Source organism: Nocardia sp. NPDC057353 (genome assembly GCF_042667085.1).
In the GTDB taxonomy this organism is placed as follows: Bacteria; Actinomycetota; Actinomycetes; order Mycobacteriales; family Mycobacteriaceae; genus Nocardia.
The window spans coordinates 44466-63709 of sequence record NZ_JBHVAK010000010.1 but is presented as its reverse complement, the minus strand read 5'-3'; the positions used below and the strand labels follow the sequence as shown (position 1 = coordinate 63709).

The window sequence follows — 19244 nt, the reverse complement described above, 5'->3', positions numbered from 1 at the left end:
GAGACTTCGGCGAAACGCCTTTCGCCACTGCATCGGATCACTCCCCCTCCGAGTCGTGCTCAGTACACTAGCGGCATCCCGGCAGCTACGACCGGGACTCCACCGGGAGGGACCATGACCGATCCCAGCGGGGTGCTCCGCCCCGGCGCAGGCCCCGCGGACGCTGTCGAGCTACTGCTGCCCGTCGGGACCACCGAGTACGACATCGCCGACACGGTCGAGACGGTGTTCGCGGCTCACCCCGGCATCGACGGTGTGGCGGTCTATCTCGGTGCGCGCCTCGGCGGTCACGTGCTGCGTGCTGATCTGGACGCGGCCGCCGCTCCCGACTCGGTCAACACCAAGTCCTACGGCGACGGCGATGGCGCAACTCTGCCAGGTATCGCACCATTGGCGCCGCTCAGCGCGGTCTGCCCCCGATGTGCCACCGAATACCTGGTGGCGAGTTTCGATCCCGCCGAACCGTCGCCCTGTCGTCTCGACGGCACGGCCCTGGAATTGAGGTGAGGGCGTGAACTTGGCGACCCTGTTCACCCCGGCACACACCGCGGGCCGCTTCTTCCTCGTCGGGGTCCTGCCCACCTATTGCGCAGGCATCTTCCTGCTCGTGCTGGTGTGGGCCGGTGCCCCGGGCCCGCTGCGGTTCACCGACGCATGGGCCACGGCCGCGAATCTCGGCCTGGGCGAGGCGCTCCTGATCACGCTCGCCGTGTCCGCGGTGGCGCTGCTGCTGCACCCCTTCCAACTCGGCCTGGTGCGGCTGCTCGAGGGCTATCACTGGCCGGAACGGCTCGCCCGCCCCCGACACACCAGGCACGCGACCAAACTCGCGGCGCTCACCCAGCGCTCGGCGCCCGTTCCTGTCGGAACTGTCCGATCGGCGCTGGAGATCACGGCATGGCAGCGGGCTGATCGGCTACGGCGCACGCGCTATCCGAACGCCGAGCGGGTCAGGCCGACCGCGCTGGGCAATGCGCTCGCCGCCGCCGAGTACCGGGCGGGCCGCGAGTACGGCTTCGAGGCGGTGGTCGCGTGGCCGCGGCTGTACCCGCTGCTGTCCGATCGGGTGCGGGTCGTCGTCGATGATCGTCGGGACCAGCTCGACCTCGCGGCACGGTTCACAGCGCTCGGCGGCCCGCTCACCGTCGTCACCGCCGCGTTGCTGTACCGGTCGCAGGGGTGGCTCGCGCTCGCAGCGGTTCCGCTGCTCGTCGCGATCCTCGCCTACGGGGCGGCCGTCCGTGCCGCAGTCGAATACGGCGTCGCCCTGCGCACAGCCTTCGACCTGCATCGCTTCGATCTGGTGAGTGCGCTGCACCTGGAACTACCCGGCACTCCGGCCGACGAGCGGGACATGAACCGGAGGCTGTGCGCAATGTGGGCACAGGGCGGCGAAGCGCCTGCCGCGTACCGTCATCCGTGACGTACTCAGCAGGTCCGCGCGGCCGTCCTGCGGGGTGATCGCGGCGCGGCGGCGGAGCTACCGATCTTCCGCCCGATCCGGGTCAGCAGCTGCCCGGTCAACTCCGGGTTACGCGCGGTGTCCAGGTCGGTGTAGTCACCGAGCGCGTAGACGGCGCTGAACCCCGCCGCCCGCCACTGCTCCGCATACAGCGTGCTCCGCCCGGCGACGGCGACGACCGGAACGGGCTCGGCTCGGCGGGCGAGCACCGCGGGCAGCTTGCCGTTCGCCGTCTGCTCGTCGATGCTCCCCTCACCGGTGACCACCAGGTCGAAATCGGCTAGCTGCCGGTCGAATTCGAACAGGTCCAGGAAGAACTCCGCCCCGGACACGACGGTCGCGCCGAGCAGCAGCGCCGCGAACCCGACGCCACCGGCGCTGCCCGCTCCCGGCGCCGCCGCGAGCGCGGGGGCGTCCGGGTAGCCGCTGCGGGCGAACGCGCGGACGAGGGTGGCCAGCCCGGCCTCGAGCACCGCCACCTCGGCCGGGGTCGCCCCCTTCTGCGGCCCGTAGACGGCGGCGGCGCCGTCGGGTCCCAGCAGCGGGTTGGTGACGTCGCCCGCGACCACGATCTCGACCCCGTCCAGCCGCGCCACCCTGGACGCGTCGACGCTGTGCACGCGACCCAGGTTGCGCCCGCAGGCGCGCAGCCGGGTGCCGCGGACGTCGGCGAAGGTGTAGCCGAGCGCCGCGAGCAGCCCCATTCCGCCGTCGGTGCTCGCGCTGCCGCCGAGCGCGAGCACCAGCCGGCGCGGCCGGTGCCGCAGCGCCTGGGCGATGGCCTGCCCCATGCCGAGGCTGCTCGCGTCCAGGGGCAGCGGGCGCCCGCTCGGCAGGGTGGCGAGGCCGCAGGTGTTGGCGATCTCGACCACGGCGGTGCCGCCGCCGACGGCGATCCGGCCGGAGACGGGGGTGCCGCCCGCCCCGGCCACGGTCACCGGGTGCGGGGTGAACCCGGCGGCGACGGCGGCGTCGACGCTGCCGTCGCCGCCGTCGGCCAGCGGCATCTCGCGGCTCCGCACCCCCGCCGCCGCCAGGCCCCGCGCCACGTGCTCGGCCACCTCGGCCGCGGTGAGGCTGCCCTTGAACTTGTCGGGGGCGATCAGGACCCGCACGGTCAGTCCGCGTGCGAGGCGGCGCCGAGCAGGTCGCGCACCCGATTGGCGACGCTGATGAACTCCGGCGTCTCCATGGTGGCGGCGTAGTCCCGGTGCGCGGGCAGGTCGACGTCGAGCAGCTCGACGATCCGGCCCGGCCGCGGGCTCATCACCACGACCCGGTTGGCCAGGTAGACGGCCTCGGCCACCGAGTGCGTGACCAGCAGCACCGTCGTGCCGGTCTCCCGCCAGATCCGGTGCAGCTCGACGTTCATCCGCTCCCTGGTGAGCGCGTCGAGCGCGCCGAACGGCTCGTCCATCAGCAGCACCTCCGGCTCGTGCAGCAGCGCGCGGCAGAGCGAAACCCGCTGCTGCATACCGCCGGAGAGCTCGTGCGGCAGCGCGTTCTCGAAGCCGGTGAGCCCGGTCATCTCGATGAGCCGCGCGCACTCGGCCGCGGCCGCCCTCCGGTCCATGCCGCGCATCTCGGCCTGCAGCAGGATGTTCTTGCGCACGGTCCGCCACTCCAGCAGCGCGGCGCGCTGGAACACGTAGCCGATATTGCGCTGCGGCCCGCGCACGGGGGCGCCGCCGAGCTCGACGCTGCCGCCGCTCGCGTCGGTGAGCCCCGCGACGACCTTCAGCAGCGTGGACTTGCCGCAGCCGGAGGGGCCGACGATGGAGACGAACTCGCCGCGGCGAACCCGGAGGTCCACCTCGTGCAGCGCCGTGACCTCACCGCGCTTGGAGGAGAACCGGACACTGAGGTCGGATACCGCGACCGCGGTGTCGGCGATGGTCGGTGTACTCATGTGGTCACCCGCTCCGGTCACTGCTCGTTGGTCGGCGTGAAGGACGAGTCCCAGTACTTCCCCGGGTCCTCGGCCTTCTCCAGGAGTTTCGCGTCGCTGAGCACCTCGACGGTGGCGACCCAGTTCGCCTCCGCATTGGTGCCGGGCGCGGCGCCCGCGGTCTCCGGCGTGCTGAGCAGCGGGATGGTCTGCTGCCACTGCTGGAGCAGCACCGCCTGCGGCGGCAGCTGCGGGTCCTTGCCCTCCATCGCGGCGGCCGCCGCCTCGGGCGCGGCGACCGCGGCGGCGAAGGACTCGCTGGTCGCGTCCACCATGGCCTGCACCAGCTCGGGCGAGGACGCGATGGTCTCCTGGTTGGTGATCAGCCCGTTGCTGTAGAAATTCAGCGCCTGGTCCGAGTACCGCAGGTAGCGCACCTCCCGGCCGCTCCGGTTGGCGATGGTCGGCCCCTGGTCGTGGGCGAAGCCGATCAGCCCGTCGACCCGGCCGGAGAGCATCGCCGACATCTTGCCCGCCGAGTCGAGGCTCTGCTGGGTGACCTGGTCGGCGGGGACGTTCGCCTTGTCGAGGAACATCGGGAAGGTGGTCGTCGGCGCGTCACCGGCGGAGACGGCGATGGTCTTGCCCGCCAGGTCGGCGGGGGTGTTGATGTTCGAATCGGCGAAGACCTGCACCGCCGACGGCGTGGTCTGCAAATAGACGCCGACGCTCTTGATCTTGACGCCCTTGTCGATATTGCTGAGCACGGCCGGGGTGTCGGCCCAGCCGAAATCGGTCTGGTCGGCGCCGGTGGCCTGCGCGGTCTTGGTCGAGCCCTGGCCCGCCGAGATCTTCAGGTCGATGCCGTGCTTGGCGAAGATGCCCTCCTGCACCCCGTAGTAGAACGGGGCGTGCTCCCCGTAGGGGTACCAGTTGAGCATCAGCGACACCTCGGTGGTCTCCCCGTCGGCGCCGGGGGCCTTCGCCTCGTTGCCACCGCCGCCGCAGCCGGTCACTGCCAGGATCGAGGCCAGCGCCGCGGCGCCGATGGTCGTGCGAGTACGGAATTTCATGCGAGTTCTCCAGCTGAAGCGGGGGTACGAGGAGGAGGTGGCGTGCTCACGCGCCGCCGACGACCGAGGCCGTGGAGCGACGGGAGGCGTGCCAGGGAATGAGGAACTGCTCGGCGACCTCGATGATCGCGAACAGGATGATGCCGAGCAGCGACATGATGATCAGTGCCGCGAACAGCATCGCCGTGTCGATATTGCCGTTGGCCTGCAGGATCACGTAGCCGAGGCCCTCGTTGGCGCCGACGAATTCGCCGACGACGGCGCCGGTGACCGCGAGCGTGGCGGCGATCTTGAGCCCGGACATCAGCTGCGGCAGCGAGGCGGGGAAGCGGACCTTGACGAAGGTCTTCCAGTTGCTCGCGCCCATGGTGGAGGTGAGTTCGAGAATCTCCGGGTCCACCGAGCGCAGCCCGGCCATGCCCGCGATGACGATCGGGAAGAAGGCCATCAACACGGCGACCAGGATCTTCGGGCTCGGCCCGAAGCCGAGCCAGACGATGAACAGCGGCGCGATCGCGATCTTCGGGATGACCTGCGCGAAGAGAATCAGCGGGTACATGGTCCGCTCGACCGACCGTGAGTAGATCATCACCAGCGCGACGGCCTCGCCGATCACCGCGGCGATGATGAAGCCGACCACCGTCTCGTAGGTGGTGACCCAGGTGTTCTCGAGCAGGTAGGTCGAGTTGTCGACCGTCGTGCGCCAGGTCTCGGCGGGCGACGGCAGGATGTAGGGCTCGACGAATTCGAATTCGGTGACGGCCCACCACGCGGCGATGAGCACCGCCACCAGGGTGAGCGGCCGCCACACCGTCGACCACGCGGCCGACGGGGATGGCAGCTTCCGGCGCCGGGGCCGAGGGGGCTGTGTCGCTTTCGGGACGGGGGGGCCGGCTTCGACCGCCGTGACTACCGCCATCTGGAGTCCTCGAGCTAGTAGTGGAGCGGGGTTCGAAGCCCCCGCCGGGAATGCGCTTTCCGAAGCTACTGCGAGGCTAATGTGACCCGACCCACAGTGTCAAGGGTCTCGAATCGGCGCAGCTCAGGGCCGGGAAAAATCGCTGCTGGCGCGCAGCACGACGGTGCCGGGGACGAATTCGTGCACCCGCGCTGCGGTCGCCGACTCGTCCAGCGCGAGCGCCACCGCGCGCTCCCCGATCTCGACCAGCGACAGCGCGACCGTGGAGAGCGCGGGCACGTGGTCGCGCAGCGTCGGGATGTCGTCGAACCCGGCCACGCAGACATCGCCGGGCACCGAAAGACCCAGCTCACGCCAGGCCGCTATGGCCCCGATCGCCATCACGTCGCTGACCGCGAAGACGCACGGCGCCGCGGCCCCGGCCTGCCCGGGCCGCAGCTCCAGCGCGGCGGCGAGCCGGCGCGCTGCGCTGAAGCCGCCGTCGCGGGAGAAGTCGCCCGCGATCTCGACCAGCGGGGTCACGCCCCGGCAGGCCAGCGCCTCGACGAAGCCGTTGCGCCGGTCGACGGCGGTGCGGATGTGGCCGGGCCCGCCGATCACGGCGAAGTCCCGGTGCCCGCGCTCCAGCAGCGCCCGCGCCAGCTGCGCCGAGGCGGCGTGGTTCTCCGGCTCCACCGCAGCGCCGAAGGAGAGCGGCTGCCCGATGACCACCACCTTGCCGTTGTTCTCCAGGTAGCGGGCGCACTCCTTTTCCAGGTCGCGGTCGAGATCCCCGCTCTGCCGCGAGCCCGCCAGGATGATCGCGTCGGCGCGGTGCGAGATGAAGGTGCTCACCGACTCGCGCTCGATGTCGAAGTCGCGCTGCGTGCTGGCCAGCAGCACGAGTTTGCCCGCGCGCCGCGCGGCCGCCTGGACACCCTGCACGATGGAGGAGAAGTAGGGGTCGGCGATGTCGTGCACGACCAGGCCGATGAGCCCGGTCGACGCCCGCGCGAGCGCCTGGGCCTGGGCATTCGCCACGTAGCCGAGGTCGGCGGCGGCCGCGCGGACCCGGTCGGCGACGCCCTCGCCCGGCACCCGCGACGAGCCGTTGAGCACCCGGGACGCGGTCGCCAGGGAGACGCCCGCGCGGACCGCGACGTCTTGCAATCTCACAGCCGCCATGGCTCGGTGCCTCGTTCTCTCGTCCCGCGCGGGGGTTGACCTGACTTCGCGACTAGCATAGCTTGGAAAGCGCATTCCGAGGCTGCTTGTCCCCACGTCGGTTGCGAGTCCCCTCCGCACCGTGCGCGACCCCGTTCCGCGGTCGCCGGTCCCGCAAATCAGAAGAGGCACAGACCAATGCCCGATTCCAGCACGTCCCCACGCCTGCTCCGGATCGCCATGAACGGCGTCACCGGCCGCATGGGTTACCGCCAGCACCTGGTCCGCTCGATCCTGCCGATCCGCGACGCGGGCGGCCTGCTGCTCGCCGACGGCACCCGCGTCCAGGTCGAGCCGATCCTCGTCGGCCGCGACGCCACCAAACTGGCCGAGCTCGCCGAGCGGCACGGCATCGCGGAGTGGAGCACCGACGCCGCCGCCGTCATCGCCGACCCCTCGGTCGACATCTACTTCGACGCGCAGGTCACCTCGCGCCGCGCCGACGCGCTGACGACCGCGATGAAGGCGGGCAAGCACGTCTTCACCGAGAAGCCGACCGCGGAGACGCTCACCGAGGCCGTCGAGCTGGCCAGGGTCGCCGCCGACGCGGGCGTCACCGCGGGCGTCGTGCACGACAAGCTCTACCTGCCCGGCCTGGTGAAGCTGCGCCGCCTCGTCGACGAGGGCTTCTTCGGCCGGATCCTGTCGCTGCGCGGCGAGTTCGGCTACTGGGTCTTCGAGGGCGACGGCCAGCCCGCCCAGCGGCCCAGCTGGAACTACCGCGCCGAGGACGGCGGCGGCATCGTCGTCGACATGTTCTGCCACTGGAACTACGTGCTGGAGGGGCTGCTCGGCAAGGTCGAGGCGGTCACCGCGAAGGCGGTCACACACATCCCGACCCGCTGGGACGAGCAGGGCGCCCCCTACCCCGCCACCGCCGACGACGCCGCCTACGGCATCTTCGAGATGCAGGACGGCGTCATCGCGCAGATCAACTCGTCCTGGGCGGTCCGGGTATACCGGGACGAGCTGGTCGAGTTCCAGATCGACGGCACGCACGGCTCCGCCGTCGCCGGGCTGCGCAGCTGCGTCGCGCAGCACCGCTCGCACACCCCCAAGCCGGTCTGGAACCCGGACCTGCCGGTCACCGAGCCCTTCCGCGAGCAGTGGCTGAAGGTGCCCGCGAACCGGGAGCTGGACAACGGCTTCAAGCTGCAGTGGGAGGAGTTCCTCGCCGACGTGGTGCACGAGCGGCCGCACCGCTACGGCCTGGTCTCGGCCGCGCGCGGGGTCCAGCTGGCCGAGCTCGGGCTGCGCAGCTCCGCCGAGGGCAGGCGGATCGAGATCCCGGAGATCGCGCTGTGACCGCCACCTCCGCGGGCGTCTCGGTCGTGCTCCCCGTCGACGGCGGGCTCGAGCCCTACGTGCTCGGCTCCCCCGGCGCCTGGACCCGCCCGTCCCGGCCGATCACCTCGCGCGTCGCCTTCGCCGCCGCGCACGTGATCCCGCGCGCCACCGCCGAGAACACCCCGGGCGCGCCCGCGGCCATCGACTGGGACGCCACCCTGGCATACCGGCACGAACTGTGGTCCTACGGGCTCGGCGTCGCCGACGCCATGGACACCGCGCAGCGCGGCATGGGCCTCGACTGGCAGGCGACCGCGGAGCTGATCCGGCGCTCCGGCGCCGCGGCGGCCGCGGCCGGTGGCAGGCTCGCCTGCGGCGCGGGCACCGACCAGCTCGACCTCGCCGCCCTCCCCGCGGGCGCGGCCGGGCTCGCCAGGATCGTCGACGCCTACCGCGAGCAGGTCGAGGTGGTCACCGCGGCCGGAGCGCAGGTGATCCTGATGGCCTCGCGGGCGCTGGTGCGGGTCGCGCGCTCCGCCGCCGACTACGTGGACGTCTACGAGCGCGTGCTGGCCGACGTGGACCGGCCGGTCATCCTGCACTGGCTCGGCACCATGTTCGACCCCGCGCTGGACGGCTACTGGGGCAGCGCCGACATCGCCGCCGCCACCGCGACGTTCCGCACGCTCATCGAGGACAACCGGTCGAAGATCGACGGCGTCAAGGTCTCGCTGCTCGACGCCGCGCACGAGGTCGCGCTGCGCCGCGCCCTGCCCGCGGGCGTGCGGCTCTACACCGGCGACGACTTCAACTACCCCGAGCTGATCACCGGCGACGCCGAGGGCCACTCGGACGCGCTGCTCGGCATCTTCGCGGCCATCTACCCCGCCGCCTCGACCGCGCTGCAGGAACTCGACAGCGGCAACACCACGCGCGCCGCGGCGATCCTCGGCTCCACCCAGGAACTCGGACGGCACATCTTCGCAGCGCCGACGTACTACTACAAGACCGGAATCGCCTTCCTGTCCTGGCTGAACGGCAAGCAGCCCGGGTTCTCGATGGTGGCCGGGCTGTCCACCGGCCGCTCCGTGCCGCACATGGTCGAGCTGTTCCGGCTCGCGGACCGGGCCGGGCTGCTGGCCGACCCGGAACTCGCCGCCCACCGCATGCGGCTCTACCTCGAACTGAACGGACTCGGCTCATGACATCGGTTGCGGCACAGCAGATGCCCTACGACCTGGCCGACCCCTACCGGTCGCTGTCGCTGAACACCGCGACGACCAAGCGGTGGACCCTCACCGAGGCGGTGGACGGCGCCGCGCGGGCCGGGCTCGGCGCCATCGGGCTGTGGCGCGACCGGGTCGAGGAGATCGGGCTCGCCGCCGCCGCCAAGACTGTCGCCGACGCCGGGCTGCGCGTCTCCAGCCTGTGCCGGGGCGGGTTCCTCACCGGGCCCGGCGACGGGCAGGCGGCGCTCGACGACAACCGGCGGGCGATCGACGAGGCGGCGGCGCTCGGCACCCGGGAACTGGTGATGGTGATGGGCGGGATCCCCGACCGCGACCTCGCAGCCGCCCGCGCCCGGGTCGAGGAGCGGCTCGCCCTGCTGGTGCCGTACGCGGCCGAGCGCGGGGTCCGCCTGGCGCTGGAGCCGCTGCACCCGATGTTCTGCGCCGACCGGGCGGTGATTTCCACTCTCGCGCAAGCGCTTTCGATGGCCGAGCCGTACCCGGCCGAGGTCGTCGGTGTCGTGGTGGACACCTTCCACCTGTGGTGGGATCCGCTGCTCGAAGAGCAGATCGCGCAGGCAGGTGCGCAGGGGCGGATCAGCTCGTACCAGGTGTGTGACTGGCTGAACCCGATGGCCGCCGACCCGCTGCTGTCGCGCGGGATGATGGGCGACGGGGTCGTCGATTTCGCGAGCATCGGGGGGTGGGTGCGGACCGCCGGGTACCGGGGGGATGTGGAGGTCGAGATCTTCAATGCCGAGGTGTGGGCCGCCGACGGGCACCGGGTGATCGAGACGATGAAGCAGCGGTACCGGGATCTGGTCCTGCCCGCGCTTGCGGACTGAGCCCTGGTCGACGATCCGCTGCCGCCGCTTGGTTGACCGGTCAGTCAACAGCGGGTTAGGGTCCGGGCATGGACGAGCAGCCCGGGCCCCGGGAGCGGATCGTGCGCACGGCGGCGGCGCTGTTCCTGGCGCGCAGCTACACCGGCGTCGGGATCGCCGAGATCTGCGTGGCGGCCGACGTGCGCAAAGGCACGCTGTACCACTTCTTCCCGTCGAAGGCGGAGATCGGCAGAGCGGTGCTGGACTGGCACGCGGCCGCCTTCGACCGGCACTTCACCCGCGCCGAGCGCGACAGCGGCGAGATCGGCGCGCTGGTCGGCGCGGTGACGCGGGTGCAGACCGGGATGGAGGGGCGGTTCGGCCGGATCGTCGGCTGCCCCATGGGCAATCTCGCCGCCGAGCTGGCCACCACCGAGACCGGGATCCGGGAACATCTCGCCGGCATCTTCGCCGCCTGGGAGGCTCGCCTGGCGGTCGCCTGCGGGCGCGCGGGCGCGGCGGGCACGCTGCGTGACGGAGTCGACCCGCAGCGGATGGCACGCACCCTGCTTGCCCAGGTGGAGGGGGCGATCCTGCTCGCCAAGGCGCAGGATCGGACGGCGGCGGAGATCGTCGCCGATGTCGACGGGGTGCTGCGGCTGCACCTGCGCCCGGAGGTCACGGCATGAGCGCGCGGACCGTGGACTTCCACTTCGACCCCATGTGCCCTTTCGCCTACCAGACCTCGGTCTGGCTGCGGCGGGTGCGCGAGCAGCTCGGTATCGCGATCGACTGGCGCTTCTTCAGCCTGGAGTGGGTCAACCACGTCGAGGGCAAGAAGTATCCGTGGGAGCGCGAGTGGTCCTACGGCTGGTCGCTCATGCGGATCGGCGCGCTGCTGCGCCGCCGCGACATGGCGGCGCTGGATGCCTGGTACGGCGCGATCGGCGCCGAGCTGCACGAGCGCGGCGGCTCACCGCACCGCCGCGAGGTCGCCCGGCGGCTGCTGGACGAGCTCGGCTTCGGCGCGGCCACCCTGGATTCCGCGCTCGCGGACCCGACCACGCACACCGAGGTCGAGCGCGACCACCGGCGGGTGCTGGCCGCGGGCGGCTTCGGGGTGCCGACGCTGTTCCTCGACGGCGAGCACTGCCTGTTCGGGCCGGTGCTGGTGGACCCGCCCGCGGGCGAGGAGGCGCAGGCGCTGTGGCGGGTCGTGACCGGGATGGCCGCGCTGCCGCAGGTCTTCGAGCTGCAGCGCCCCAAATCCCCCGCCGACACCGCCCGCATCGCCGAGCGGCTGACCCCGTACGTGCGCGGCCGCGACTGGGTGAGCATCGACCGCGGCCGACTCGTCGATCTGGACGGACTCGTGAACGGAGACACCGATGACCGAACGTGAACGCATCACCGGGGCGCTGGTGGCGCAGTGGCAGGCCATCCGCGGACTCGTGGCCGACTTCGACGAAGCGCAGTGGCAGGCGCCGACGCCGTGCCCGGGCTGGAGCGCGCGCGACGTGATCGCCCACATCATCGGCACCGAGTCGAGCCTGACCGGCGCCGAGCCGCCGGAGCTGCCCGACGTCACGTCCAAGCCGCACGTGCGCAACGAGATCGGCGCGCTCAACGAGCGCTGGGTCGAGCACTTCCGCCCGCTCTCCCCCGCCGAACTGCTCGGGCGCTGGGATGCGGTCATCGGCGCGCGCACCGCCGCCCTGACCGCCATGACCGACACCGAATTCGACGCCCCCTCCTGGACCCCGGAGGGGCCGGGCACCTACGCCCGCTTCATGCGCATCCGGGTCTTCGACTGCTGGATGCACGAGCAGGACCTGCGTGCGGCCATCGGCCGCCCCGGCGGCACCGACACCACTGCGGGCGAGATCGCCGTCGAGGAGATGACCGGCAAGCTCGGCTACATCGTCGGCAAGCGTGCCGCGGCGCCGGAGCGCTCCACCGTCACCGTGGTGCTGACCGGCGGCCTCGGCCGCACGGTCCCGGTGCTGGTCGAGGGCAGGGCCCGCATCCTGGAGGCCGCGCCCGACGACCCCACCGTCACCCTCACCCTGCCCGCGCCGCTCTTCGCCCGCCTCTACGGCGGCCGGGTCACGGCGGCCGAGGTGGCGGACGCGATCGGGATCGGTGGCGATCAACTGCTCGGCCACCGCGTGCTCGACGCGCTGGCCATCACCATCTGAGGGACGGAGGTCACGGGGTGACCATGATCTGCGCGGCGTTCGCCTTGACCTGGGCGTCGGCCCAGCGCAGCTGACGCAGCGTCTGCGGGTGGCAGCGCTGGGTGGTGGCGAGCAGGTTGCGGTCGCGCAGCGCCTGGGCGGTCTGCGCGAGGACCTCCCAGTCGAGCGAGACCCCGGCGGCGGTGCGGTGGATCTCGCGCAGATCGCGGAGCAGCAGCAGGGCCGGGGTGTGGTGCCTGCCGAGCAGCTCGCTGCCCTTCTCCCGCAGGCCGGCGAGCATGCCGTCGTCGGCGGGTTCGGGATTTAGCTCGAGGCCGTGGTCGCGGCCTGCCGCGGCGAGTTCGCGGACGTGCTGCTGGGACCAGCGGGCCAGGTCGCGGCCGACGTGGCAGATCTCGTGGTCGACGCGGTGCCGGTCGGCGGCGTGCAGCAGCTGGGCCGCCAGGTCGTTCTCGGCGCGGTGCAGTTCGCGGATCGCCATGGCCACCTTGGTCATCGCGCGCCCCCGGTGGCCTCGTGGACGGTCGCCGCGGCGCCGCCCACGGTGTCCGGGACGCCGGGTCGCACCGGCCGCGATGCCGTGGTGGTCGGGGCGAGCGCCGGGCTGCCGTCACCGGCCGCGACCCGCTCCAGCCGGGCGGCGCCGGTCTTGAACAGGGGCTGCTTCGATGCCGGATCCCAGTCGGTGAGGGTGAGTTCGTTGGCGGCGCGGCCGTTTCCGTCGCCGGGCTCGTGCCCGCCGGGGGTGTCCCAGTAGCCGTAGTGGAACGGCAGGAACACCACCCCGGGTCGGATCCCGCTGATCCGCAGCCGGGCGACGACCCGCCCGCGCGGGGTGAGCACCGCCAGGGAATCACCCTCGGCGAACCCTTCCCGCCGCGCGTCCGCGGCGGCCATCTCCACCCACACCTGCGGCGCGGCGGCCTGCAGCTGCGGTGCGCGCCCGGTCTTGGTGCGGGTGTGGAACTGGTAGAGCGTGCGGCCGGTGATCAGGTGGTACGGGTGCTCGTCGGAGACCGTCTCGTGCGGCGGGAGGTACTCGGCCGCCTTGATGATCGCCGTGCCGAACGGGTTCATCGCCCGGTACTCGGTGGGCTCCAGCGGGGCGCCGGTGACCAGGTCGCGGCCGTAGCTCTCGCACATCTCCGGTGCGCTGAAGAACTCGGCCTCCGCGTACAGGCGCTCGGTGCCGTCGGGGTGCGCGTCGTTGCAGGGCCACTGGATCCCGCTGCCGCCGCGGAGCTTGTCGTAGGACAGGCCGGTGTAGTCGCAGGGGCGGCCCTCGGTGCAGCGCTTCCACGCCTCGAAGGCCTCCTCCGGGGTGCGCCACTTGACCAGCGGTGCGCCGTCCCGGTCGGTCAGCTCCAGCCGGTCGGCGAGGTCGAGGAAGATGTCGAGGTCGGGGCGGGCCTGCCCGGGCGGGGCGACGGCCCGCTCGGACAGGTGCACGGTGCGGTCGGCGTTGGTGAAGGTGCCGGTCTTCTCGCCCCAGGCCGCGGCGGGCAGCACCACGTCAGCCAGCCGCGCGGTCTCGGACAGGAAGATGTCCTGCACCACCAGGAACAGCCGGTCCTGGGTCAGGATGCGGCGCACCCGGGCCAGCTCGGGCAGCGACACCGCCGGGTTGGTGCCGCTGACGTGTAGGAAGCGCAGCGAGCCGTCCTCGGCGTAGCGCATCATCTGCATGAGGTGGGTCGGTGCGGTGTAGTGCGGGATCCGCATCGGGTCGATGTTCCACACCCGCGCGAGATCGCGGACGTGCTCGTCGTTGGCCCAATTGCGGAAGGCGGGCAGGTCGCCGTCGGCGCCGCACTCGCGGGTGTTCTGCGCCGTCGGCTGGCCGTTCATCTGCAGGATCCCGCACCCTGGCCGCCCGAGCATTCCGCGGACCAGATGCACATTGTTCACCTGCACGGCCGCCGCGGTGGCCTGGTGCGACTGGTAGAAGCCCTGCAGCACGGTCGACAGCAACCGCTCGGACCGGCCGAGCAGCCGGGCGGCGGCCCGCAGGTCGGCCACCGGCACGTCACACAGCGCCGCGGCCCGCTCGGCCGGATACGGCTCGAGCTGCTCGCGCAGCTCCGCGAAACCGACGGTGTGCGCGGCGATCCACCCGTGGTCGACCCAATCGTTGGCGACGATCTCGTGCAGCAGCCCGTTCAGCAGCGCCACATTGGTCCCGGGGCGCGGGGCCAGGTGCACCGTCGCGGCCTGGGCGACCGGCGTCGCGCGGGGGTCGACGCAGAGGATCGCGGGCGGGTTCGGCCCGGCCAGCCGGTCCAGGATCCGGGCCCACAGCACCGCCTGCGTCTCGGCCACATTGTGGCCGTAGAGCGCGATCACGTCGGCGTGGTCGATGTCGGCGTAGGAGCCGGGCTGGCCGTCGCAGCCGAACGACTCCTTCAGTGCCGCGGCCGCGGTCGCGGTGCACAGCCGGGTGTTGCCGTCCATATGGTTGGTGCCGATGCCGCCGTGCCCGATCAGCCCGAGGGTGTAGTACTCCTCCAGGAACAGCTGCCCGGTGGTGTAGAAGCCGATCGAGCTCGGACCGCGCTCGGCGAGCAGCTCCTTCATCCGGCCCGCCACCGCGGTCATGGCGGTGTCCCAGTCCGTTTCGACCAGCTCGCCGCCGCGCCGGATCAGCGGCACGGTCAGCCGGTCCGGGGAGTTGTTGGCCTGCCAGCCGAACAGGTCCTGCGGGTCAAGCCTGCCGCGGTTGACCCGGTCGGCGGCGCGGCCGCGCACCCCCACCATGCGCCCGTCGCGGACCGCGATGTCGAGCCCGTCGCCGTTGGAGTGCAGCACCGACGCCGACTGCACCCAGGTCACCTCGTCCGCCCCGACGCCGGGCTCCAGGAAGGTGTCCACCCGGACGGGCCACCGCTGCCCCGGCCCGTACGGGGTGCGGGAGCCCCAGGGCTGCGCGATGCGATCCACCTCGGTCACGGGCGCGTCGTGCCCGCGTCCGGCTGCGCCAAACCCGTTCCGGTCGCCCCGATGCGGGCGGGCCGTCTGGGTCGCACTACGCCGAGCGCGTCCCCGGAGCGGTCACCGCCCGCCCTCCGCACGCTCCTCGGCCGGTCCCCACGCGGCCCGCCGCGCGATCTCGGCCAGCTGGGCCGGGTCGGCGACCGCGTCGGCGGGGTCGTCGGGCCAGCCGCGGGCCTGTTCGTCGGCCCAGTCGGCCCAGCGCGCCACCATCGCGTAGAACTCGGTGAAGAAGGCGCCTGCGAGCATGGTGGTGGCGGCGCGGTACTGGAACGGCCCCTCCCCTGCCGCGTACCGCTGCGCCACGGCGGCGTTCTCGGCATTGCGCTGCTCGGCCCAGCCGCGGGCGGCGGCGATGGTGCGCAGCGCGTCCCGCTTGGTGCCGTGGTCGGCGAAGCTGAGCTGCACGAGCTGCTCGAACTCCAGGACCGGGCCCTCCCCCGGCTCCGCCAGCCACTCGGCGAGCGCGGCCCGCCCCGTGCCGGTGATGGTGTAGACCGTACGCGGCCGCCGCCCGACGACCTCGTCCTCGGCGGTCGCGAAGCCCAGCGCCACCAGCTTCTTGGGCTCCTCGTAGAGCCTGCTCTGCGCCCGCGGCCAGACCCGGCCGAGGCTGCGCTCCATCTGCCTGGTCAGCTCGTAGGTGCTCCACGGCTGCACCGCGAGCAGCCCCAGCACTGCGAGAACCACCCCGAACGCCGCCCAGGCCGCGGCCTGGGACGGCGCGGAGGGCGCCTTCTGGGCGGCCAACCACCATCTGTTCGAGGCGGTCCTCGACCGCTACCAGCCCGCGTTCGAGCGCGCGGCGGCGATCGAGCCGCACCACCGCGTCCTCGACATCGGCTGCGGCACCGGCGGTTACAGCCGAACCGCCGCCGCGGCCGCGCACGGGGGCCACGTCCTCGGCATCGACCTGTCCAGCCGGATGATCGATGTCGCCCGCGACCTGGCCGCGCGGGCCGGGTTGCGCAACATCGCCTTCGAACGCGCCGACGCGCAGATCCACCCCTTCGACACCGATCACAACGTGCTCGTCAGCCAGACCGGCGCCATGTTCTTCGACGACCAGGACGCCGCCTTCACCAACCTGCACCACGCCCTGCGCCCCGGCGGCCGCATGGTCCTGCTGACCTGGAACCACCCCGAGCACCAGCAGTAGCTGCACGCCTTCACCCGCGCGCTCACCGGCCGCACCCCGCCCGACCCCGCCCCCGGCACACCGGGCCCCTTCTCGCTCAGCGACCCCGAGCGCACCGCGGCCCTGCTCGAACGGACCGGCTTCGGCGACATCGCCTGCACCGACCTCCGCGAGCGCACCGTCTACGGCCGCACCGTCGAGCAGGCCAACACCTTCCTGAGCGGACTCCTCGGCTGGATGCTCACCGAACAGGAACCGGACCGGCGCGCCGCCGCCATCGACGCCCTGCGCAGCACCCTCACCGCCCACCTGACCGACGACGGCGTCCGCTTCGACTCCGCCGCCTGGCTCATCACCGCCACCCGCCGATGACCGGCAGCACACCGGCCGTCTTCATCCCCGGACTCGCCGGGCACGCCGCCGAATTCGATGCCGTCGCCGACGGCTGGACCGACGGCCCCACCCTGCGACTGGACCCGTTCTACGGCGAACCCTCGATCGCGGGCCAGGCCGCGCGCGTCGCCGCAGCGGCGCAGCGAGCGGGCTTCGCCCGCTACCTGGTGGTCGGGCACAGCCAGGGCGGGCTGGTCGCGCTCGAACTGGCGAAGGCCGGGCCGGATTCCATCGCCGCCGTCGGCATCGTGGACGCGCCGATCCTCGTCCCCGCGCCGGTCCGAGCCGCCATGACCGCCTTCGCCGCACTACTCCGCACCCCGCTCGGCCCCGCGCTGCTGCGGGCCTTCTTCCGCGCGACCTTCGCCGAGGCCGACGGCCACGGCCACCGCGCCGACGTCATGGCGCGGCTCGCGGCGATTCCGCACGCCGACGCCCGCCGCCTCGTCCGCGCGACCTTCCGCTACCCCGCCCGCGAGGCCATCGCCGACCTGACCGTCCCGGCCGCCTACATCCGGGCGAACATCCCGACACCCCTCGACCGGCTGCCGGCCGGAGTCCGCGGATACGACCTGAGCGGTGCGGGGCACTGGGTCCACCTCCACCACCCGCAGCAGGTCACGACCGCGCTCCGGGAACTCGTCACCGCTACCGGCTCGGCGGCGGCAGGAATCCCGACGGCCACACCGTCCTGCCGTCGTACCTGACCCCGGCGACGGCGACCCCGCGCAGATCGACGCCGGTCAGATCGGCGCCGCTCACATCGGCGCCCTCCAGGGACGTGGACCGGAAACTCGCGCCGCGCAGATCGGCGTCCTGAAACCCCACCTCGTCCAGGTCGCACCGTTCGAAGGTCGCACCGGAGAGATCGGCGGCCCGGAAGCCGGTTCGCCGCAGGTCGGTGTCGGTCAGCACCGCCCCGCGCAGGTCGGCCGAGTCGAAATCGGTGTCGATGATCGTCGACGAGTTCACGACGAGGCCGCTCAGGTCGGAGCCCCGGAAGTCGGTGTTCGTCAGCGTCACGTCAACCATCAGCACACCGGCCAGACACGCCCCGGCCACATCCACGGAGTGGATCTCCTCGCCCCGCGTCCTCGCCTCCCCGTCCTCTTCGTAGCCTCGGCGAGCGATGGCGGTCGAAGCAGCCTCGATGTCCGGAGCGACCCCCTCGATCGAGTCACACGCCGCGCCCGCGGGCGCGTGCGTCCGGACGAAGGCCGAGAGCACCGAGAACACACCCCAGTGATCCCGGGGCGAGTCGACCGCCAATCGCTCCAGCGAATAGATGGCACCGAGCCGGATATCCAGATTCTCGGAGCCGAGCTGCGACACCGCCTTGTAGTACCGGTCGTTGATCTGCGTCTCACGCTGCAGCTCGACCTGCCACCGGCTCGCCTCGAACGACCTCGCGGTGAACAGCACCGCCCCGATCGCCGTCAACGCCGTGACCAGCCCCGCGATCTCGGCGACGGTGATCCCCCTGAACCGGTCCGCGATGCCACGGAAGAAGACCCGGACCGCTCGAAACCGGGAAGCGCGCGGAATCCGGAGCCGCTGACCGGCCGTGCTGCGCCGCAACCTGCCCCGCCGAGGCGGCGGAAGGGCGCGCCGCGGCCGGCTCGGAACCGGCCGACGCAGACCGGCGCCCGCGACTCTCCGAGGTGTCGAAGAGTTCGGTCGACGCGGCGAACCGGCAGCCATGTCGCGATCATGCCCGAATCCCCGATCGATACGCGCGCACCCGACCAGGCGTTTCTCGGAGCCGGACCGCTCGGACGAACACCGGGAGGTCGCCTTCCCGGGTGGAACGGGTATGCCGCACGAGTGGACGCGACCGGGTCGCGTCCATGGCGCGGAGCCGACGAGGGCTGCGCGTTCCGGAGCGGCGGTGAGAGGACATGACCAGCACTCAGCAGAGGCGATCCCTGCACAACGCCGCCGCTACCAGCGCGTTGGCACCGGTCTGCGTGGGCCGTTTCGGCTACGACCCGGCCGCGCGGACGGTGTGGTGGTCGCGGCAGAGCGAGCCGCGCTCGGCGGCGGCGGCCGAGGCCGGGGACGGGCGGATGAGCATCGAGACGCTGCTCGATCAGGTCCATCCGCAGGACCGCGCACAGCTGGCCGAGGCACTGGCCGACAGGCAGCAGTTCTGCCTGCGGGTGCGGTTGCCCGACGGCGCCGGAACCGAGCGGACACTGATCCTGCTCGTGGACCAGGCCGCCGCCGACGACGAGGTCGAGGGGATCTACATCGACCTCACCGACGCACTCGGCGCCCAGCACAAAGCGCTGCTGGACGAGAAGCTGCCGCCGATGGTCGCCGCGGGTGCCCTGATCGAGCAGGCGGTGGGGATGCTGCGGCTGGTCTACGGCGTCACCGCGGACAAGGCCCGCGAATTGCTGCTGTGGCGGGCCGGGGAGACCGGGGTGCCGGTCACCGAGTTCGCCGCCCGGCTCTGCGCCGCCGTCGTCGACGACGCCGAGGCGGCACCGGCGCCGGTGCGGGCCCGGGTCGACGATCTACTGCTGACCTTCCACCAGCGCGCCGCCGAGGACTGATCCGGGTGCGGCCGGGCCTCGGCTCGTTCAGCTGATCCGGGTCCCCGACCAGCCGAAGCGGCGTAGATGTCGAGCGCCCGCCAT

21 protein-coding genes are annotated in these 19244 nt (G+C 72.4%); 12 read left to right on the top strand and 9 right to left on the bottom strand.

Translation table 11 applies throughout. The annotated features are described in order from the left end of the window. Window positions 1-114: 114 nt before the first annotated feature. Window positions 115-507, top strand: a complete 393-nt coding sequence (locus tag ACFUUZ_RS07435) for a hypothetical protein (protein ID WP_378693535.1) — start codon at window positions 115-117, stop codon at window positions 505-507. A gap of 4 nt (window positions 508-511) precedes the next feature. Then, entirely contained in the window at window positions 512-1423 is a 912-nt protein-coding gene (locus ACFUUZ_RS07430; protein ID WP_378693533.1) for a hypothetical protein, read from the top strand. A gap of 5 nt (window positions 1424-1428) precedes the next feature. Here ACFUUZ_RS07430 and ACFUUZ_RS07425 read toward each other — a convergent pair whose 3' ends face one another. From ACFUUZ_RS07425 to ACFUUZ_RS07405, 5 genes are all read right to left on the bottom strand, one after another. Continuing rightward, window positions 1429-2577, bottom strand: coding sequence for a glycerate kinase (locus ACFUUZ_RS07425; protein ID WP_378693531.1), 1149 nt, complete (start codon window positions 2575-2577; stop codon window positions 1429-1431). A gap of 2 nt (window positions 2578-2579) precedes the next feature. Further along, complete coding sequence (locus ACFUUZ_RS07420; RefSeq protein ID WP_378693529.1) at window positions 2580-3371, bottom strand: ABC transporter ATP-binding protein; 792 nt, start codon at window positions 3369-3371, stop codon at window positions 2580-2582. Between the two features lie 17 nt (window positions 3372-3388). Continuing rightward, on the bottom strand, window positions 3389-4423 hold the full coding sequence (locus ACFUUZ_RS07415; protein WP_378693527.1) for an ABC transporter substrate-binding protein: 1035 nt from the start codon (window positions 4421-4423) through the stop codon (window positions 3389-3391). Between the two features lie 46 nt (window positions 4424-4469). Continuing rightward, window positions 4470-5207 (bottom strand): ABC transporter permease, encoded by a 738-nt coding sequence (locus ACFUUZ_RS07410; protein ID WP_378693525.1) that lies wholly within the window; start codon window positions 5205-5207, stop codon window positions 4470-4472. Window positions 5208-5465: 258 nt separating this feature from the next. Further along, the gene (locus tag ACFUUZ_RS07405; RefSeq protein ID WP_378693523.1) at window positions 5466-6506 is read right to left on the bottom strand and encodes a LacI family DNA-binding transcriptional regulator; all 1041 of its coding nucleotides are present in this window, start codon (window positions 6504-6506) and stop codon (window positions 5466-5468) included. A gap of 177 nt (window positions 6507-6683) precedes the next feature. Here ACFUUZ_RS07405 and ACFUUZ_RS07400 point away from each other — a divergent pair, with 177 nt between their 5' ends. The 6 genes from ACFUUZ_RS07400 to ACFUUZ_RS07375 all read left to right on the top strand — a co-directional run bounded on the left by ACFUUZ_RS07400 (window position 6684) and on the right by ACFUUZ_RS07375 (window position 12083). Continuing rightward, on the top strand, window positions 6684-7850 hold the full coding sequence (locus ACFUUZ_RS07400; RefSeq protein ID WP_378693521.1) for a Gfo/Idh/MocA family protein: 1167 nt from the start codon (window positions 6684-6686) through the stop codon (window positions 7848-7850). Continuing rightward, window positions 7847-9037, top strand: a complete 1191-nt coding sequence (locus ACFUUZ_RS07395) for a dihydrodipicolinate synthase family protein (protein ID WP_378693519.1) — start codon at window positions 7847-7849, stop codon at window positions 9035-9037. Before ACFUUZ_RS07400 ends, ACFUUZ_RS07395 begins: the two co-directional genes overlap by 4 nt. Next, window positions 9034-9906, top strand: coding sequence for a sugar phosphate isomerase/epimerase family protein (locus tag ACFUUZ_RS07390; protein ID WP_378693517.1), 873 nt, complete (start codon window positions 9034-9036; stop codon window positions 9904-9906). The genes ACFUUZ_RS07395 and ACFUUZ_RS07390 overlap by 4 nt, the downstream gene beginning before the upstream one ends. A gap of 68 nt (window positions 9907-9974) precedes the next feature. Next, complete coding sequence (locus tag ACFUUZ_RS07385; protein WP_378693515.1) at window positions 9975-10574, top strand: TetR family transcriptional regulator C-terminal domain-containing protein; 600 nt, start codon at window positions 9975-9977, stop codon at window positions 10572-10574. Further along, window positions 10571-11287 carry a DsbA family protein gene (locus ACFUUZ_RS07380; RefSeq protein WP_378693513.1) on the top strand — a complete coding sequence of 239 codons (717 nt, stop codon included), beginning with the start codon at window positions 10571-10573 and terminating at the stop codon, window positions 11285-11287. The genes ACFUUZ_RS07385 and ACFUUZ_RS07380 overlap by 4 nt, the downstream gene beginning before the upstream one ends. Further along, the gene (locus ACFUUZ_RS07375) at window positions 11274-12083 is read left to right on the top strand and encodes a maleylpyruvate isomerase family mycothiol-dependent enzyme (protein ID WP_378693511.1); all 810 of its coding nucleotides are present in this window, start codon (window positions 11274-11276) and stop codon (window positions 12081-12083) included. The genes ACFUUZ_RS07380 and ACFUUZ_RS07375 overlap by 14 nt, the downstream gene beginning before the upstream one ends. A 10-nt stretch (window positions 12084-12093) precedes the next feature. On the opposite strand, the gene ACFUUZ_RS07370 is transcribed toward ACFUUZ_RS07375, so the two are convergent. The 3 genes from ACFUUZ_RS07370 to ACFUUZ_RS07360 form a co-directional block, all read right to left on the bottom strand. After that, the gene (locus tag ACFUUZ_RS07370) at window positions 12094-12579 is read right to left on the bottom strand and encodes a hypothetical protein (RefSeq protein WP_378693509.1); all 486 of its coding nucleotides are present in this window, start codon (window positions 12577-12579) and stop codon (window positions 12094-12096) included. Next, the gene (locus ACFUUZ_RS07365; RefSeq protein WP_378693507.1) at window positions 12576-15029 is read right to left on the bottom strand and encodes a molybdopterin oxidoreductase family protein; all 2454 of its coding nucleotides are present in this window, start codon (window positions 15027-15029) and stop codon (window positions 12576-12578) included. Before ACFUUZ_RS07365 ends, ACFUUZ_RS07370 begins: the two co-directional genes overlap by 4 nt. A gap of 102 nt (window positions 15030-15131) precedes the next feature. Then, window positions 15132-15749 carry a PadR family transcriptional regulator gene (locus ACFUUZ_RS07360; protein WP_378693505.1) on the bottom strand — a complete coding sequence of 206 codons (618 nt, stop codon included), beginning with the start codon at window positions 15747-15749 and terminating at the stop codon, window positions 15132-15134. Here ACFUUZ_RS07360 and ACFUUZ_RS07355 point away from each other — a divergent pair. From ACFUUZ_RS07355 to ACFUUZ_RS07345, 3 genes are all read left to right on the top strand, one after another. Beyond that, the gene (locus ACFUUZ_RS07355; RefSeq protein ID WP_378693503.1) at window positions 15715-16230 is read left to right on the top strand and encodes a class I SAM-dependent methyltransferase; all 516 of its coding nucleotides are present in this window, start codon (window positions 15715-15717) and stop codon (window positions 16228-16230) included. The two genes, ACFUUZ_RS07360 and ACFUUZ_RS07355, sit on opposite strands and share 35 nt — an antisense overlap. A gap of 216 nt (window positions 16231-16446) precedes the next feature. After that, a complete protein-coding gene (locus ACFUUZ_RS07350; RefSeq protein ID WP_378693501.1) occupies window positions 16447-16581 on the top strand; it encodes a hypothetical protein in 135 nt (44 codons plus the stop codon). Beyond that, window positions 16578-17309: an alpha/beta fold hydrolase gene (locus tag ACFUUZ_RS07345; protein WP_378693499.1), complete on the top strand. Its 732-nt coding sequence runs from the start codon at window positions 16578-16580 to the stop codon at window positions 17307-17309. The genes ACFUUZ_RS07350 and ACFUUZ_RS07345 overlap by 4 nt, the downstream gene beginning before the upstream one ends. Here the strand turns inward: ACFUUZ_RS07345 and ACFUUZ_RS07340 are convergent. Continuing rightward, window positions 17251-18180 carry a pentapeptide repeat-containing protein gene (locus ACFUUZ_RS07340; RefSeq protein ID WP_378693497.1) on the bottom strand — a complete coding sequence of 310 codons (930 nt, stop codon included), beginning with the start codon at window positions 18178-18180 and terminating at the stop codon, window positions 17251-17253. The two genes, ACFUUZ_RS07345 and ACFUUZ_RS07340, sit on opposite strands and share 59 nt — an antisense overlap. A gap of 320 nt (window positions 18181-18500) precedes the next feature. Between ACFUUZ_RS07340 and ACFUUZ_RS07335 the strand changes: the two genes are divergently transcribed. After that, on the top strand, window positions 18501-19160 hold the full coding sequence (locus ACFUUZ_RS07335) for an ANTAR domain-containing protein (RefSeq protein ID WP_378693495.1): 660 nt from the start codon (window positions 18501-18503) through the stop codon (window positions 19158-19160). Window positions 19161-19244 lie beyond the last annotated feature (84 nt).